Below are 15,952 nucleotides of genomic sequence, written 5' to 3'. Positions count from 1 at the left end.
GGAGATGCCCGGTGAACCGGGAGTGGCTCGAGAAGGACTTCTACAAGGAGCTGGGTATCGCCTCCGGCGCCAGCCAGGACGAGATCAAGAAGGCGTACCGCAAGCTCGCCCGCGACCTGCATCCGGACAAGAACCCGGGTGACGCCAAGGCCGAGGAGCGGTTCAAGCTGGTCAGCGAGGCGCACGCCGTGCTGTCCGATCCGGAGAAGCGCAAGGAGTACGACGAAGCGCGAAAGCTCTTCGCGGGCGGCGGTTTCGGCCGCGGCGGCTTCACTCCGGGCGCCGGTTACGGTCAGCCCGGCGGCGGGTTCTCGCAGGAATTCAACCTGGGTGACATCTTCGGCGGGCAGCAGGCCGGCGCCGGTGACGGCGGACTGGGCGATCTGCTCGGCGGACTGTTCAACCGGGGCGGCACCCGCACCTCGTCGCGGCCGCGGCGCGGCAGCGATGTGGAAACCGAGACGACACTGGGCTTCCGCGAGGCCGCCCAGGGCGTGACGGTTCCGCTGCGCATGACAAGTCCGGCCGCCTGCACCACCTGCCACGGCAGCGGCGCCAAGCCGGGCACCAGCCCGCGCGTGTGCCCGCACTGCAATGGCGCGGGTGTGGTCAGCCGCAATCAGGGCGCGTTCGGATTCAGCGAACCGTGCGAGGACTGCCGGGGCACCGGATCGATCATCGATGATCCGTGCGTCGACTGCCACGGCACCGGTATCCAGAATCGGACCCGCACCATCACCGTGCGCATTCCCCCGGGGGTGCGCGATGGGCAGCGGATTCGGCTGGCGGGTCAAGGTGAGGCGGGTCTGCGGGGCGCACCGCCCGGCGATCTGTTCGTCACCGTGCACGTCAGCCAGGACAAGGTCTTCGGCCGCAATGCCGACGATCTGACCCTGGTGCTGCCGGTCAGTTACAGCGAACTGGTTTTGGGTACAACGGTTTCCGTGCCGACACTGGAGGGACGCGTCGGCGTCAAGGTGCCCCCGGGCACCGCCGACGGCCGCACCCTGCGCGTACGCGGGCGGGGTGTGCCCAAGCGCGACGGCGGGGCGGGCGATCTGCTCGTCACCGTCAAGGTCGCCATCCCGCAGAAGCTGGACGACAATGCCGCCGAAGCGCTCCGGCGCTATGCGGAGGCGGAGAAGACCAGTGGATTCGATCCGCGTGCAGGCTGGGCAGGTGCGTGATGAGTTCCGATCCGAAGAAAGCCGCCGAGGCACAGTACTTCCTGATCTCGGTGGCGGCGCAGCTGGCGGGCATGCACGCCCAGACGCTGCGCACCTATGACCGACTGGGTTTGGTTTCGCCGCAACGTACTTCGGGCGGCGGGCGGCGCTACTCCGATCGGGATGTGCAGCTGCTCCGCGAGGTACAGCGCCTGTCCCAGGACGAGGGCGTGAATCTCGCGGGCATCAAACGGATCATCGAACTCACCAATCAGGTCGAGGAACTCCAGCAGCGCGTGGCCGAACTGAGCGGTGAGGTGGATCGGCTCCGTGCGGGGTACCGCCCGGATCTGACTCCGCCGCAGCGCAGTACGGCGCTGGTGGTGTGGCAGCCGCGGCATCGGCGAACGCAGTAGTCGGGCAACGCCGCATGCGATAGCCAGCCGGAAACGGGAAGCAGCGCTCCGAATGTCGGGGCGCTGCTTTTTTATTGCGTTGGCGGGCCGTGAAATTAATACAGACCGCTCGGTTGTATTGTTTGCTAATTGTATGTTTTGTCCAGCTGTGGCATGGGAATTCATCGCCTGTCATGGTTGCGGCAGGATCGCTCCCTTACTGAAGATTGCAAAACGAATCCCCCAAGATCGGTAGCCGAAAGCCGGTGTCCACCGGCGTTTCCCAGTTGAACAGTCTGTTTTCGTGCAGGTTTGGTTGCAACGGGCTCGTTTTCGGGGAATTACAGGCATGTTGTTGAAACGACTCATTCCGTTGCTGGCAAACCTCGCCTATAGTTGCTCAGCAACGGCTGCTGTCGAGTGTCCCGCAGCACTGCACTCACCGGCCCTGGCTTGTGTTCGAGTGCGAAATGGGGTTGTGACACAAATGGATTCGCGGACCGTCGCATTGATAAGAACGACGTTCAAGGCGGTAGCTGCGGAGGATGGTGGCCCCGAAAAACTCGCTCGATCGTTCTACGCCATCCTCTTCACGGAGTACCCCCAGGTTCGAGACTTCTTCCCGGCAGCGCTGGACGCCCAGCGCGATCGGCTGGTGAAGGCCATCGCCTATGTGGTGGATCGCCTGGAGGAACCCGATAAGCTACTGCCCTTCCTGGCGCAGCTCGGCCGCGACCACCGTAAATACGGTGTGGTCGGCGAACACTATGCGGCAGTGGGGAAATCACTCAAGGCCGCGCTGGAGTCGTACGCGGGCACCGAGCTGTGGACCGATGAGATCGGCCGGGCCTGGGACGAGGGCCTCACGGTCATCGCCTCCACCATGATGGAGGCCGCGGACCGGGAGACCACACCACCGGTCTGGACCGGCACCGTCATCGAACACCGTGAGGTACTGCGCAATCTCGCGATCGTGCGGCTCAAACTGGATCAGCCCATCCAATACGCGGCCGGTCAGTACATGAGCGTGCAGATCCCCTCGCGCCCCCGCATGTGGCGCTATCTCTCCCCGGCGATTCCCGCGAATCCCAGCGGCGAGATCGAATTCCACATTCGCGGCGTCACCGGCGGCTGGGTCAGCCCGGCCATGGTCGGGCACACCAAGGTCGGCGAGAAATGGCTGATCGGCTCACCGCTCGGCGGTCTCGGCGTGCCCCGCAATACCCGGCGCAAGATGCTGATGATCGGCTGCGGCACCGGAATCGCCCCGCTGCGAGCACAACTCATGGCCATGACCCAGCGCCGCTCCAATCCCAAGGTCGATCTGTTCGTCGGCGGTCACTACCCGTGCGACCTCTACGATCTGGAAATCCTCGGGCAGCTCGCGCAGTCCAATAAATGGCTCACCGTCACCCCGGTCACCGAAAGCGATGAGGATCCGTGGTGGCAGCTCTCCAATTCCAGTGAGCCCAAGGAACATCCGGGACTGCAACCGCGGGTCGTCGGCCAAATCGGCAAGGTGGTCGCGAGTTTCGGCGCCTGGGACGATCGCGATGTGCAGATCGTCGGGTCGCCGTCGATGGTGCAGACCACCAAGTTCCGGCTGATGGCCGCGGGGACCTCCACCAAGAACATCCGCCACGATCCGCTCTTCTGACCCCTCCCGAAAAGACCCCCGCGCCGCTGCCTGTCGCTCGGCAGCGGTGCGGGGCACCACCTAACTCTCAGAACCCTTCGTAGCGAATGAGTTCGCGCGGGGTGCCGGTGGCGATGAGCATTTCCACCGTGGACTGCACCATGGCCGCGCCGCCGCAGACCAGGATCTGCTGCAGGTCCAGCGGGCCGAAGCGGTGGACCACCTCGGCGAGGGTGCCGGGCATCAGCTCCTCGGGCTGGAAGCCGATATCGACGCGGCAGGATTCGTACCAGTCGTCGATCCAGTCCGGATCCTGCTCGTCCAGCACCACGGGAATGATTGTCAGCCAGGGCAATTCGTTCGCGAGCAGCGCCAGCATATCGGCGGCGTAGAGATCGCGGGGGAAGCGTCCGCCGACGAAAAGGTGGGTGCGCGGGGGGTGCTCGCGGCGTGAGATATCCAGCAGCAGCGCGCGGAACGGGGCCAGGCCCACCCCGTCGGCGATCATGATCAGGTCGGTGGCATTGTCGGCCACCGCCAGCCAGCCCGCCGGATTGCGGATCTTCCACTCGTCGCCGGTGCGGGTGTCGGCGACCATGGAACCGCTGCACCAGCCGCCGGGCACGGTGCGAATGTGGAACTCCAGCTTGCCGTCCAGCGACGGCGGCAGTGCGGGATACAGGCGGCGCACCATATTCGGATGCTGCGGGGTGCGCACCTCCACCGACTGGCCCGGCGCGAACGGCACGAACTCGCCGATCAGCCGGACCACCGTGAGGTCCTCGCGCAGGCGGTGCGCGCCGACCACGGTGGCGGGCCACTCGGTCGGGCCGTCGATCCGAATCGGGCCGGTCTGATCGGGGTCGAGGGTCACCGCACACTCCTGCTCATCGAAAAACCTTGCACCGCACTATCTCTCACACAGACCGCAAAACCATCATCCGGCGCGCGTGCGGCCGGGACGCGGGTTCACACCGGGTCGGAGTTGATCGCCGACTCGGGCGTGCCCACCGCCAACAGTGCCCGTTTGGTGTCCGCGATCATGCGCGCCGACCCGGCGATCTGGATCTGCCGATCCGCCCACGCGCCGAAACTGGCCACCACCGCGCCCAGGTTACCGATCAGCCGCCGGTGCATGCCGAACGGCGGATCCGCGGGCGGGTACGGATGCCACCACGGGTTGGTCTCGTTCTCGCACACCGGGATCACCGTGAGCCACGGATTGCTCTGCGAGAGCTGCCACATGTTCTCCACGTCGTACAGATCGCAGGGGTAGCGCCCGCCCATGAACAGGTGCACGCGCGGATTGATACCGCGCCGCCCCATCTCGATCAGCTGCGCCCGGATCGGCGCGATACCGGTGCCGGAGCTGATCATGAGCACATCGCGGCGGCTGCGCAGGTCCACATGCAGTCCGCCCAGCGGGGACGCGATCATCCAGCGGTCGCCGACCTTGGTCTCATTGATGATGGCCGGGCTCACCCACCCGGTGCGCACCTTGCGGACGTGGAATTCGATCTCGCCGTATTGATTGGCGGGAATCGCGGGCGAGAGATACCGCCACATCTTGGGCCGCTGCGGAATCGCCACCGGCACATACTGTCCCGCCTGATAGGGGATCGGCGTATCGGATTGCAGCCGCACGATGGCCAGATCGTCGACCACCCGCCGGTGCCCGACCACGGTCGCCTCCCAATACGGTTGTGACGTATCGGAATTCGCGCCGATGGCCATGGACGCCGAAATCAGGATGGTGATATCGCGCCATCCGGACTCCAGCTGCCTGCTCCAATTTCCGACCCCGTTATAGGAGCGGAACGCGGCGAGCAGCGCACGACCGGCAATGTCGTAGTGCGCCGCCTCCACACCGTACTTGCGGTGATCGCGCGCGAGCTGCTCCAGGAATCGCTGCGCCCGGTCCCAATCCTCCAGATTGTCGAGCACGAACTGCACGGCCGTCACCAGCCGCTTGGGCTGCATATCCATGGCGGAGGGGAAGAGTTCCCGCAGGGCGGGGATCTCCGCGAATAGGTGACCGTAGAACGCGCTGATCAGTCGTTCGGGCCCGTGCGGGGCCTCGACGACTGTCCGGAAGTTTGCGCGGACCAGCGCTGCTGAACGCGCATCCACGACGTCGAGCTTTCCTTTCCTTGCTACTACCCCGGACGCGCCTGGTTCCAGGCGGTCCTCCGCGTCAAGTATCCCTGAAAAAACCGTGGTCGCACGGATATAGCCGAGGGTTGTGAATTTGCCGGTAGTTGGACGGCGGCGACGCACCGGGGGTTCAGATAACCAACACCGTCTTGCCACGTGCGCCGGAGGCGCCGATAACTTCCGGGGCCGCGTCCAGGGGCGGGGTGTTGTCGATCGGGACCACCAGATCGCCATTGCCGACATCGCGCAGCAGTTCCCGCAATTCCGGTGCGCCGCCGCTGGATTCGAAGTTTCCGCCGGTGATGCCGCGCGCTTTGAGCGCTTCCTCGTCGGCGGACCAGACGGTGGTGTACGCCGCACCGCCGGACTTGACCACGCTCGCATTGTCGGCGAACAGCGGCGGCGGACTCACCAGATCGAAGAGCACGTCGACTCCGGCGGGCACTGTGATCCGCACCGAATCCGCGATCGAGAGCGGCGCGCCCTCGGCGTGGGTCGGCGAGTCGGTGACGGTGATCCGCCCGTAGTTGACCACCTCGGTCGCACCCAGCCGGATCATCCGATCGGTGTCGTCCGGCCGCGCGGTCGCGATGACGTGCGCGCCCGCCAGCGCCGCGAGCTGCACCAGATAGGAGCCGACGCCGCCGGACGCGCCGACGATCAGCACGCTCTGCCCGGCCGCCACCTTCGCGGCGTGAACGAGATCGAGCGCGGTGATGCCCGCGGTGGGCAGGGCGGCGGCCTGGATGGAGGTCACCTCGTCGGGTATCCGGGCGATGATCGAGGTCGAGGGCACCACGATGTATTCGGCGAAGGTGCCGTGCCCGAGCGGCGGATTGAGCCATTTGCCGACCACGCGTTCGCCTATCTCGACATCGGTGACATCGGCGCCGATGCCGACCACCCGGCCCGCACCGTCCACGCCGGGGATGAGCGGAAAGTCGTGCGGCAGTTTGCCGTCCAGGAAGCCGTCGATGATGCGCTGGTCGAAGGGGTTGACGCCCGCGGCCTCGATTTCGATCTTGAGTTCACCCGGTCCGGCCTCGGGGACGGGCATATCGGCGGCCTCGGGGCGGCCACCGAATTCTCGAACCACGATCGCGCGCATTGCTGCTCCATTCGTCCGGATGTCCGAGCTTGGGATGAGCGGGTGATGCGTCAACGAACCCGGTTCATCGTAGGCAGGGACACCCTGGAACCGGTGTGATTCAGGCCATTCGGTTTTGTTCGTGGCGAGTAGCCTTACGGGGACCTTCGGCACTGGTGGTCGCACCGGAAATTCGTCAGACTTGAGCGGAACAGACTCAACTCCTGTCGCGTTGGTTCGAGTAAGCGACTAGTAGGAAGGTGAACGTGGACTCGTTCAATCCCACCACCAAGACCCAGGCGGCCCTGACCGCCGCATTGCAGGCGGCCTCCGCCGCGGGCAACCCGGAAATCCGTCCGGCGCACTTGCTGGTGGCGTTGCTGGATCAAACCGACGGCATCGCCGCACCCCTGTTGAAGGCCGTCGCCGTAGATCCGGCCACGGTCCGGCGCGAGGCGCAGGACATTGTCGACCGGCTGCCGCGCGCCAGCGGCGCCACCACCCAACCGCAACTCGGGCGCGAGGCGCTGGCCGCCATCACCGCCTCGCAGCGGCTGGCCACCGAGATGGGCGACGAATACGTCTCCACCGAACACCTCATGGTCGGCCTGGCCGCCGGGGATTCGGACGTCTCGCAACTGCTGCTCAAATACGGCGCGACCGCGGACGCGCTGCGCGAGGCGTTCACCGCAGTGCGCGGCAACACCCGCGTCACCAACGCCGATCCCGAGGGCAGCTACCAGGCGCTGGAGAAGTACTCCACCGATCTGACCGCCGCCGCCCGCGACGGCAAACTGGACCCGGTCATCGGGCGCGACACCGAGATTCGGCGCGTGGTGCAGGTGCTGTCCCGGCGCACCAAGAACAATCCGGTGCTCATCGGTGAGCCCGGCGTCGGCAAGACCGCCATCGTCGAGGGGCTGGCCCAGCGCATCATCGCGGGCGATGTCCCGGAATCGTTGCGCGGTAAGAAACTCGTCTCGCTCGATCTGGGCGCGATGGTCGCCGGAGCCAAGTACCGCGGTGAATTCGAGGAGCGGCTCAAGGCCGTGCTGGAGGAGATCAAATCCAGTGCGGGACAGATCATCACGTTCATCGACGAGCTGCACACCATTGTCGGCGCGGGCGCGACCGGCGAATCCGCCATGGACGCCGGGAACATGATCAAGCCCATGCTGGCGCGCGGTGAACTGCGCCTGGTCGGCGCGACCACCCTGGACGAATACCGCCAGCACATCGAGAAGGATCCGGCCCTGGAGCGCCGGTTCCAGCAGGTGCTGGTCGGCGAGCCCTCGGTGGCGGACACCGTCGGCATCCTGCGCGGGCTCAAGGAGCGGTACGAGGTGCACCACCACGTGCGCATCACCGACTCCGCGCTGGTGGCCGCGGCGACCCTGTCCGATCGGTACATCACCTCGCGGTTCCTGCCGGACAAGGCCATCGACCTGGTCGATGAGGCCTCGTCCCGGCTTCGCATGGAAATCGATTCCCGCCCAGTCGAAATCGACCAGGTGGAACGGGCCGTGCGCCGCCTCGAGATCGAAGAGGTCGCGCTCGCCAAGGAGACCGACGACGCCTCCAAGCAACGCCTGGAGAAGTTGCGCTCCGAACTCGCCGACGACCGCGAGAAGCTCAATCAATTGATGACCCGCTGGCAGAACGAGAAGCAGGCCATCGATTCGGTGAGCGCGCTCAAGGAACAGCTCGAAGCGCTGCGCGGGGAATCCGAGCGCGCCGAACGCGATGGCGATCTCGGTAAGGCCGCCGAACTCCGGTACGGGCGAATCCCCAAGCTGGAGAAGGAATTCGCCGAAGCCGAGGCCAAGGCCAAGGGCGCGTCCGATGGTGACGTCATGCTCAAGGAGGAGGTCGGCCCGGACGATATCGCCGAGGTGGTCTCGGCGTGGACCGGTGTCCCCGTCGGCCGCATGATGGAGGGCGAGACCCAGAAACTGCTCCGCATGGAGGATGAGCTGGGCAATCGCGTCATCGGTCAAAAGGCTGCGGTACAGGCGGTTTCCGATGCGGTGCGCCGGGCTCGCGCGGGCGTGGCCGATCCGAATCGGCCGACCGGTTCCTTCATGTTCGTCGGACCCACCGGCGTCGGTAAGACCGAGCTCGCGAAGGCGTTGGCGGACTTCCTGTTCGACGATGAGCGCGCCATGATCCGCATCGATATGAGCGAGTACAGCGAGAAGCATTCGGTGGCTCGCCTGGTCGGTGCGCCCCCGGGCTATGTCGGATACGACCAGGGCGGTCAGCTCACCGAAGCGGTGCGCAGGCGGCCGTACTCCGTGGTGCTCTTCGACGAGATCGAGAAGGCGCATCCGGATGTGTTCGACATCCTGCTGCAGGTGCTCGACGAGGGACGGCTCACCGACAGTCAGGGCCGCACCGTCGACTTCCGCAACACCATCCTGATTCTCACCTCGAATCTGGGTGCGGGCGGATCGAACGAGATGGTCATGAACGCGGTGCGGGTGGCCTTCAAGCCCGAGTTCCTGAACCGGCTCGACGATGTGGTCATGTTCCATCCGCTCGATGAGGAGCAGTTGGAGTCGATCGTCGACATCCAGCTGAACCAGTTGCAGAAGCGGCTCGCCCAGCGTCGCCTGAAGCTGGACGTCTCGGATTCGGCGCGGTTCTGGCTCGCGGTGCGTGGCTACGATCCGGCTTACGGTGCGCGTCCGCTGCGCAGGCTGATCCAGCAGTCCATCGGCGACACCCTCGCCAAGGAGCTGTTGGCCGGTGAGGTGCAGGACGGGGACACCGTGAAGGTCAACGTCACCCCGGACGGCGACAGTCTGATCGTCGGCCGCTAGTCCGGAAAAACGGGAATGCCGCACTTTTCGCTGTGGAAAGTGCGGCATTTTCATTTGCCGGTAGATGGCCGATTCGGAACCGCTCGGTCGAGTTCAAGCCCCGCAGGAGTCCGGCAGCTTAGGCTGGAGGCCATGACAACTCCGAGCGATCCATGGTCGCGGCGGCCTGAACCTGGCCCGGGGGAGGAGCCGACCCAAAAGGTCGAGCACCCCGCCGAACAGGTCGGGCACTCCTCGGAAGTCGCGGACAACCACGGCGGCGGCGAGCACATCTCGCCCACCGAATACTTCGGGCAGCAGCAGGGACCGGAAGCCACCCGGGTGCTGCCGCCGTACGACGCCAGCTGGGGCGGCTACGACAGCGGCGCGGGCTACGCCCCACCCACCGCCACCTATCCACCGGGCTACACCCCGAACCCGGCGGGTTACACCCCGAGCGGCGCTGCCGGATACGGCCAGATGCCGCCCGGCGAAGGCGGACTCAGCTACGGGCAGACCGGAGGGTATCCGGGTGGGCCCGGCGGCTATCAGCCCGCGGGATTCCCGCAGCAGCCCGCCCCGCCGCAGCCGCCGCGCAAAACCGGCCTGTGGATAGGTGTGGGCATCGCCGCCTTCGTACTCGTCGCCATCGCCGGGGTACTGCTGGGAGCGCTTCTCGCGAACAAGGATTCATCCGATACCGCGGCCTCCACCACCACCCGCACCAGCGGTTTTCCCATGCCGAACCTGCCCGGGAACACCTCGTCGCAGCCGCTGCCCAGCGGCATTCCGCAGATTCCGGGCCTCGGCGATATCGACTCACTCGGCGCGAATATGGGCACCATCGCGAGCAATGACGGCACCACCCTCACCATGACAACACTGTCCGGCACTACGGTGACCGTGCACACCGACGAACGGACGCAGGTCATTTCGCTCGGAAGTACGAAGGTGGCGGACATACCGGTGGGTGAAATGGTGATGGTGCAGGGCGATAAGGCCGCCGACGGAGCGATCCAGGCCAAGCTCATCATCAGCACGTCATTGCCCGGCGGAACCCGATGAGTGCAGGCATACCGGGCATACCCCCGCCCGGCTGGATAGGGTAGGCGGCGATGACGGCTATATGGTTCGGGTTGGCGGCGATCGCGCTGGTGGGTGCGATCGTGCTGCTCTATTTCGATCGGCTGCAACGGCAGCGCACCGGGCATGTGCGCCAGGTCTGGGCGAAATCCCAGGGGTACACCTATGTTTCGGTGGAACCGGCGCTGGCCTCCACCTGGCGGCGCGGCGCGCTGGCCAAGCTCGGATACCTGTCCGCGGTGGATGTGGTGTCCGGAAATCGCAAGGGCGAGAAGTTCGTACTCTTCGATCTGGAGGACGCCGCCACCCTGGTCGCGGTGCGCCGGCAGATCGGTTCGGACATCGATATCGATCTGCGCATGAAGACCGCCGCCCCGCCCAAGGACCACGATCTGGAAATGCTTGGCGCCATTGGTGATCGGGTGGTCTTCGCGACCAATCCGGACATCGCCCGGCATGCGGTGGATCAGCGCATGGTGGCGTTCATCGAATCGCTGCCCGATACCGTGCAACAGCTGTGGAGTGAGGGCAACTGGACCCTCGGCATGCTGCACGTGAGCTCGGTCGCCAAGGATTGGGAGATGGCGATCGACGCCGTGCTGCGCCTGTCCGGGCTGCTGCACGTGCTGCCGCCGGTGATCAACTCCGAACGCGGCCGCGATGAACTGCCCGAACCCGGTCGCTCGCACCCGGTTCCGGAGGACGAGAACTACGACGGCTACGACGAGGACGGCGATTACGAGCGCGGCCGGGGACGCACCCGCCCGCCCGGCGCGGCCGAAATCGAGGCCGATGACGACGAACTCAGCCCCCTGCTCGGTGACATCGCCGGTGGCGAAGGTGAGGGCGAACCCGAAAACTGGCGTCCCGCACTGAAAGTCGTGCCGGATCCGCGAAATCGCCCGCGCCGCAACTGGCCTCCCGCCGAAGAGGGCGACGACTGGGCCGATGACGAGGACGCTCCGCGCCGCCCCGCCGCCGAGGACGACTGGCCCGAGGACGAACCCGAGCCCCGCCGCGACGAGGAACCCGAAGAAGGCTGGCGCAAGGACCAGGGCCGCAGCGCCCCGCCCGGCGGCCCCTTCCACCCCGGCTTCCGCCCGTATCAGGGTCCGACGCCGAGGTGACGCGCGGCGGTCGATCGGTTCGATCCGCCGAAACCGTCGAGACGCGGCCAATTGCACGGGTACTGCCCTCGGTCCCGCGTGCGAGGGGCCAGAATGATTGCGCTGTCCCGGTCATCGCCGACCGTTCACCAGTCGTGCGAATGATGGGTTGCCGATGACCGAGGGTTCTCCCGAGCTGTCCCCGAGCGCCGAGCTGCCGATGAGCGCCGCGCGCCTGCCCGGCGCGCATCGGCCCGTGGCCTTGATCACCGGGCCGACCTCCGGAATCGGTAAGGCGTACGCCACCCGGTTGGCCGCGCTCGGCTACGACCTGGTGCTGGTGGCGCGCGATGAGCAGCGGCTCGCCGCGCTGGCGCACGACTGCGAGGTGCGTTTCGGGGCGCGGGCGCAGGTACTGCCCGCCGATCTGGCCGTGGCCGCCGACCGGGACCGGGTGGCCGCCCGGCTGGCCGAAGGCGTCGAATTCCTGGTCAACAACGCGGGATTCGGGCTCTCCGGCGAGTTCTGGGAAGCCACGCCGGAGACACTGCGATCGCAACTCGATGTGAACGTCACCGCGGTGGTCGAACTCACCCGCGCGGCCGTGCCGCCCATGCTGCACGCCGCCAACGGAACCGTGGTGAATATCGCCAGCATGGCCGGGCTGATACCCGGGAGGGGCTCGACCTATTCGGCCTCCAAGGCGTACGTCGTATCCTTCTCGCAAGGGCTGGCGAGCGGGCTGGCCGGGACCGGCGTCCGGGTGCAGGCTCTATGCCCGGGATTGGTCCACACCGAATTCCATGAACGTGCCGGTCTGCCGACCGAATCGTTTCCCCGGCCGCTCTGGCTGGATGTGGATCAGGTGGTCGCCTGCTCACTGGCGGATCTGGAGAAGAACCGGGTGATCAGTGTGCCCGGCATGCAGTACAAAGCGATCGCCGCGGTCGCCGGACTGATCCCGCGGTCCCTGGTGACCCGCCTGAATCGGGCCTTTTTCAACGCACGCGGAAGGACATAGACACAGCAATGCAGGTAACGACGACCGACCGGGACAGACTGGCCGAACTGGTACGTGAACTCGCCGTCGTACACGGCAAGGTCACCCTGTCCTCGGGCAAGGAAGCCGACTACTACGTGGACCTGCGCCGGGCCACCCTGCAGCACGAGGCGGCGCCGCTCATCGGCAAACTGCTGCGGGAACTCGTGGCGGACTGGGATTTCGAATCCGTCGGCGGGCTCACCATGGGCGCGGACCCGGTCGCGGCCGCGGTCATGCACGCGCCCGGCCGTCCCATCAACGCCTTCGTGGTCCGCAAGGCCGCCAAGACGCACGGCATGCAGCGGCAGATCGAGGGCCCGGACATCGTCGGCAAGCGCGTACTGGTGGTGGAGGACACCACCACGACCGGAAACTCGCCGGTCACCGCCGTGCGAGCACTGCGTGACGCCGGAGCCATCGTGGTCGGCGTGGCCACCGTGGTGGATCGCGAAACCGGCGCCGACAACATCATCGCGGCCGAAGGTTTGGAGTACCGCTCGATTCTCGGGCTGAAGGATCTGGCGCTGGGCTGAACTGTCGCCCTGAGTTAGCCTGTTGTTGGTCTTATGTCCGACAACGTTGTCGAACTGCTGTTGTGAAGGGTCGTGTGAGTCACCTGTGGTGAGCATTGCAATCAACAAGGGTCCCCAGAATGTTGCGATGCTCGGCATCGGTGCTTACCGGCCCGAGCGCATCGTCAGTAACGCCGAGGTGTGCGAAACGCTCGACTCCACCCCCGAGTGGATCTTCGACCGCACCGGTATCCACAACCGGCGGTGGATCAGCGGCGACGAGACGATCCGATCGATGTCGGTGGCGGCGGGCGAACGCGCGCTGAAGAACACCGGCATCGATCGCTCCAAGATCGGCGCGCTGGTGCTGTGCACCTCCAGCTGGCTCAAGCTCACCCCGCACGGTGCGCCCACCATTGCCGCGGACCTCGGCATGAACGGCATTCCGGCGTTCGATCTCGTATCCGGCTGCGGCGGCTTCTGCTACGGCCTGGGCGTCGCCACCGATATGATCCGTTCCGGCTCCGCCGAATACATCCTGGTCATCGGTGCGGAAACCATGACCGTCGGCCTGGACCCGACCGATCGCGGCACCGCCATGATCTTCGGTGACGGCGCGGGCGCGGTCGTCATCGGACCCGCCGAGGAGAACGGCATCTCGCCGACGGTGTGGGGCAGCGACGGCGAGAACGCCGAAGCCATCGCCCAGGACATCGACTTCCTGGCCTTCATGAACCGTGCGCAGGAACTGCAGGGCACCGATCCCGCGGTCGAGCCCGTCGGCCGGATGTCGCTGCATATGGAGGGCCCCAAGGTCTTCCGCTGGGCCGCGGTCACGCTGCCGCGCGCGCTCTCCAGCGCCATCGAACTCTCCGGTGTGGCCAAGGAAGACATCGAGGTGTTCGTGCCGCACCAGGCCAACGCCCGCATCAACGAGCTCATGAAGAAGAACCTCGGCCTCGCCGACGATCTGCCCATGGCCAATGACATCGAGAACACCGGCAACACCTCCGCCGCCTCGATTCCGCTGGCCATCGAGGAAATGCTGGTGACCGGTAAGGCCAAGGGCGGTCAGCTCGCGCTGCTGCTCGGCTTCGGCGCGGGCCTGTCCTACGCCGGCCAGGTCGCGGTGCTGCCCCCGGTGCCCGCCGAGCCCTCCTTCTGATGCCCCGGCCGTTCCGCGCCGCCTTCGTCGGCGCGGCGGCCGTGACAGTGTTCGGCGCTGTCACCGGCCGCCACACATTGCAGTGGGCCGCAAAGCCTTTGCTCATGCCCCTGCTCGCCGCCGATATCGCCACCAATGACGACGGCCTCGAATCCGCCGACCGCACAGTGCTGCTCGGCTCCCTGGCGGCCGCCACGGTCGGCGACATCCTGCTCATCGACCCGGACAACGACCGCCGATTGATCGCGGGCGCTTCATCTTTCGCCCTCATGCAGACGGGCTACTCCCGCCTCTGGTGGCGGCGCGGCGGCCGCCCGCAACCCCAGATCGCCGCCCAGCGACTGGTGGCCTGGCTGGGCGCGGCAGCCCTGATGCGGGCCAAGGCCCCGGCGGTGGCCCTGCCCCTCACCGCCTACGGCGCGACCCTCGGCACGGCCGCCACCCTCGCGTCGGATCCGGGCATCGCCCCCGGCGCGAAAGCCATTGCGGGCCTGAATATCCCGGGTTCCGACCCGCGCACCCGTCTCGGCGTGGGAGCCCTGCTCTTCACGGTCTCCGACGGACTCATCGTGCTGCGCAAGATCTTCGCCCGCACCCCCCGCTCCCAGCGCATCACCGAGGGCGTCATCCTCACCACCTACGCCGCCGCCCAGTACCTCCTGGCAGACCCCCGCGCCCACCGCCCCTGACCGGCCGTACGCGGTCAGGGGAGCCGGGACAGTAGGGCGCGGCCTTCGGCTGCCCACCATGCGGTGTGGCCGAGAAAGTAATGGCGGTAGGCGATTTCGGCGTTCTCGGGGTTGCCGCCGGGTATCACGCCGAGGAAGTAGTCGATCTCGGACAGCTCGTATTCGGCGTGCACCAGCGGTAGCAGTTCGGGAAGGGCCGCGGCCTCGGTGGGACCGAGCGGGCGGATCGATCGGTAACCGTTCAGCAGGGCTTCGACCTGCTCGAACTGGATGTGGGCCGGGCCGCCGTCGCGCAGGGAGATCCAGTCGACGGCGCAGCGCTCGATGGCTACGGCCAGGTCGTGGATGGCGACGGTGCGGTCGCAGAGACCGAAATCTATGACCGTGGAAGGGGATTCGACTCCGGGTCCGGTGGACTGCCAGAGCAGGTTGGTGCCGTGCCAGTCATTGTGCGTCCACTGGGGGTCCAGGTGGGGGAGCAGTCGATGCAGGCGGGTGTGGAAGGGCAGATGCAGGCGTTGCACCTCGGTGCGCCAGTCTCGGGTGGCGAGGAAGGCCGCCAGGGCCGGGCGAACGGCGGCGCGAGCCTCGATGGCGGCGATCGGGTCGGGTGCGGAGAAGATCGAGAAGCTCGCCAGCAGGGGGCGGGGTGGACGGGGTGGGGCGTCGTAATCCCTTGCGGCGAGATGCAATCGGGCCAGCATGCGGCCGGAGGTGCGGGCCTGGTCGGTCGAGAGGTAGGGGGACCAGGAGAACGCGCCGCGATAGAGATCCTCGCCGATGCCGAGTTCCTGTACCTCGTAGGCGAATTCGCCGATCTCGCGGGTGAGCACGATGGCGGGGATGGGGATTCCCCTGTCGCGCAGGTGATCCATGAACGCGTGCTCCTCCGCGAGGGCCGTCGCATCGCGCAGGGTGCGGGGGAGTCGTTTGACGATCACCGGTGTGCCGTCGGCGGTGCGGACCCGGGCGGTCGCGGAAAGCGGCCGGGGACTGCGCCATTCGATGACGGCGTCGGGGCCGAGCAGGGCCGCGATCTCCGGCGGGGTCAGGGGCGGCCAGTCGGGGGCGACCAGCTGTTCCTGACCCATGCCGAAGACGCGGTCCCGGGTCATC

14 protein-coding genes are annotated in these 15,952 nt (G+C 66.8%); 10 read left to right on the top strand and 4 right to left on the bottom strand.

Annotated features, from left to right (window positions below; translation table 11 throughout):
* Positions 1-11: 11 nt before the first annotated feature.
* The 3 genes from dnaJ to ACFC0O_RS22865 all read left to right on the top strand — a co-directional run bounded on the left by dnaJ (position 12) and on the right by ACFC0O_RS22865 (position 3,218).
* Positions 12-1,187: a molecular chaperone DnaJ gene (gene dnaJ, locus ACFC0O_RS22875; protein WP_375961013.1), complete on the top strand. Its 1,176-nt coding sequence runs from the start codon at positions 12-14 to the stop codon at positions 1,185-1,187.
* On the top strand, positions 1,187-1,582 hold the full coding sequence (locus ACFC0O_RS22870) for a heat shock protein transcriptional repressor HspR (RefSeq protein ID WP_364636264.1): 396 nt from the start codon (positions 1,187-1,189) through the stop codon (positions 1,580-1,582). Before dnaJ ends, ACFC0O_RS22870 begins: the two co-directional genes overlap by 1 nt.
* A 466-nt stretch (positions 1,583-2,048) precedes the next feature.
* On the top strand, positions 2,049-3,218 hold the full coding sequence (locus ACFC0O_RS22865; RefSeq protein WP_375961010.1) for a globin domain-containing protein: 1,170 nt from the start codon (positions 2,049-2,051) through the stop codon (positions 3,216-3,218).
* 67 nt (positions 3,219-3,285) lie between these two features.
* Here ACFC0O_RS22865 and ACFC0O_RS22860 read toward each other — a convergent pair whose 3' ends face one another.
* The 3 genes from ACFC0O_RS22860 to ACFC0O_RS22850 form a co-directional block, all read right to left on the bottom strand.
* Complete coding sequence (locus ACFC0O_RS22860; protein WP_375961008.1) at positions 3,286-4,071, bottom strand: FAD-binding oxidoreductase; 786 nt, start codon at positions 4,069-4,071, stop codon at positions 3,286-3,288.
* Between the two features lie 95 nt (positions 4,072-4,166).
* Positions 4,167-5,327 (bottom strand): FAD-binding oxidoreductase, encoded by a 1,161-nt coding sequence (locus tag ACFC0O_RS22855; RefSeq protein ID WP_375961006.1) that lies wholly within the window; start codon positions 5,325-5,327, stop codon positions 4,167-4,169.
* Between the two features lie 154 nt (positions 5,328-5,481).
* Complete coding sequence (locus ACFC0O_RS22850) at positions 5,482-6,459, bottom strand: NADP-dependent oxidoreductase (RefSeq protein WP_375961004.1); 978 nt, start codon at positions 6,457-6,459, stop codon at positions 5,482-5,484.
* Between the two features lie 245 nt (positions 6,460-6,704).
* Here ACFC0O_RS22850 and clpB point away from each other — a divergent pair, with 245 nt between their 5' ends.
* The 7 genes from clpB (at position 6,705) to ACFC0O_RS22815 (ending at position 14,836) form a co-directional block, all read left to right on the top strand.
* On the top strand, positions 6,705-9,260 hold the full coding sequence (clpB, locus tag ACFC0O_RS22845; protein ID WP_375961002.1) for an ATP-dependent chaperone ClpB: 2,556 nt from the start codon (positions 6,705-6,707) through the stop codon (positions 9,258-9,260).
* Between the two features lie 132 nt (positions 9,261-9,392).
* Positions 9,393-10,304: a DUF5666 domain-containing protein gene (locus ACFC0O_RS22840; protein ID WP_375961000.1), complete on the top strand. Its 912-nt coding sequence runs from the start codon at positions 9,393-9,395 to the stop codon at positions 10,302-10,304.
* A gap of 50 nt (positions 10,305-10,354) precedes the next feature.
* Complete coding sequence (locus ACFC0O_RS22835; protein WP_375960999.1) at positions 10,355-11,449, top strand: hypothetical protein; 1,095 nt, start codon at positions 10,355-10,357, stop codon at positions 11,447-11,449.
* A 199-nt stretch (positions 11,450-11,648) separates the two neighbouring features.
* Positions 11,649-12,449: an SDR family NAD(P)-dependent oxidoreductase gene (locus ACFC0O_RS22830; RefSeq protein ID WP_375963737.1), complete on the top strand. Its 801-nt coding sequence runs from the start codon at positions 11,649-11,651 to the stop codon at positions 12,447-12,449.
* A gap of 8 nt (positions 12,450-12,457) precedes the next feature.
* A complete protein-coding gene (gene pyrE, locus ACFC0O_RS22825; protein ID WP_364636241.1) occupies positions 12,458-13,003 on the top strand; it encodes an orotate phosphoribosyltransferase in 546 nt (181 codons plus the stop codon).
* 85 nt (positions 13,004-13,088) lie between these two features.
* Positions 13,089-14,147, top strand: coding sequence for a beta-ketoacyl-ACP synthase III (locus tag ACFC0O_RS22820; protein WP_375960996.1), 1,059 nt, complete (start codon positions 13,089-13,091; stop codon positions 14,145-14,147).
* The gene (locus tag ACFC0O_RS22815) at positions 14,147-14,836 is read left to right on the top strand and encodes a lysoplasmalogenase family protein (protein WP_375960994.1); all 690 of its coding nucleotides are present in this window, start codon (positions 14,147-14,149) and stop codon (positions 14,834-14,836) included. The genes ACFC0O_RS22820 and ACFC0O_RS22815 overlap by 1 nt, the downstream gene beginning before the upstream one ends.
* Before the next feature lie 14 nt (positions 14,837-14,850).
* On the opposite strand, the gene ACFC0O_RS22810 is transcribed toward ACFC0O_RS22815, so the two are convergent.
* Positions 14,851-15,951 (bottom strand): phosphotransferase enzyme family protein, encoded by a 1,101-nt coding sequence (locus tag ACFC0O_RS22810; protein WP_375960992.1) that lies wholly within the window; start codon positions 15,949-15,951, stop codon positions 14,851-14,853.
* Position 15,952: the final 1 nt, after the last annotated feature.

Origin of the sequence: Nocardia sp. NPDC056100 (assembly GCF_042266325.1) — a bacterium.
Classification (GTDB): Bacteria; Actinomycetota; Actinomycetes; order Mycobacteriales; family Mycobacteriaceae; genus Nocardia.
Note: the sequence above shows the minus strand (reverse complement) of the source record. Positions and strands in the feature narration are given on the sequence as shown.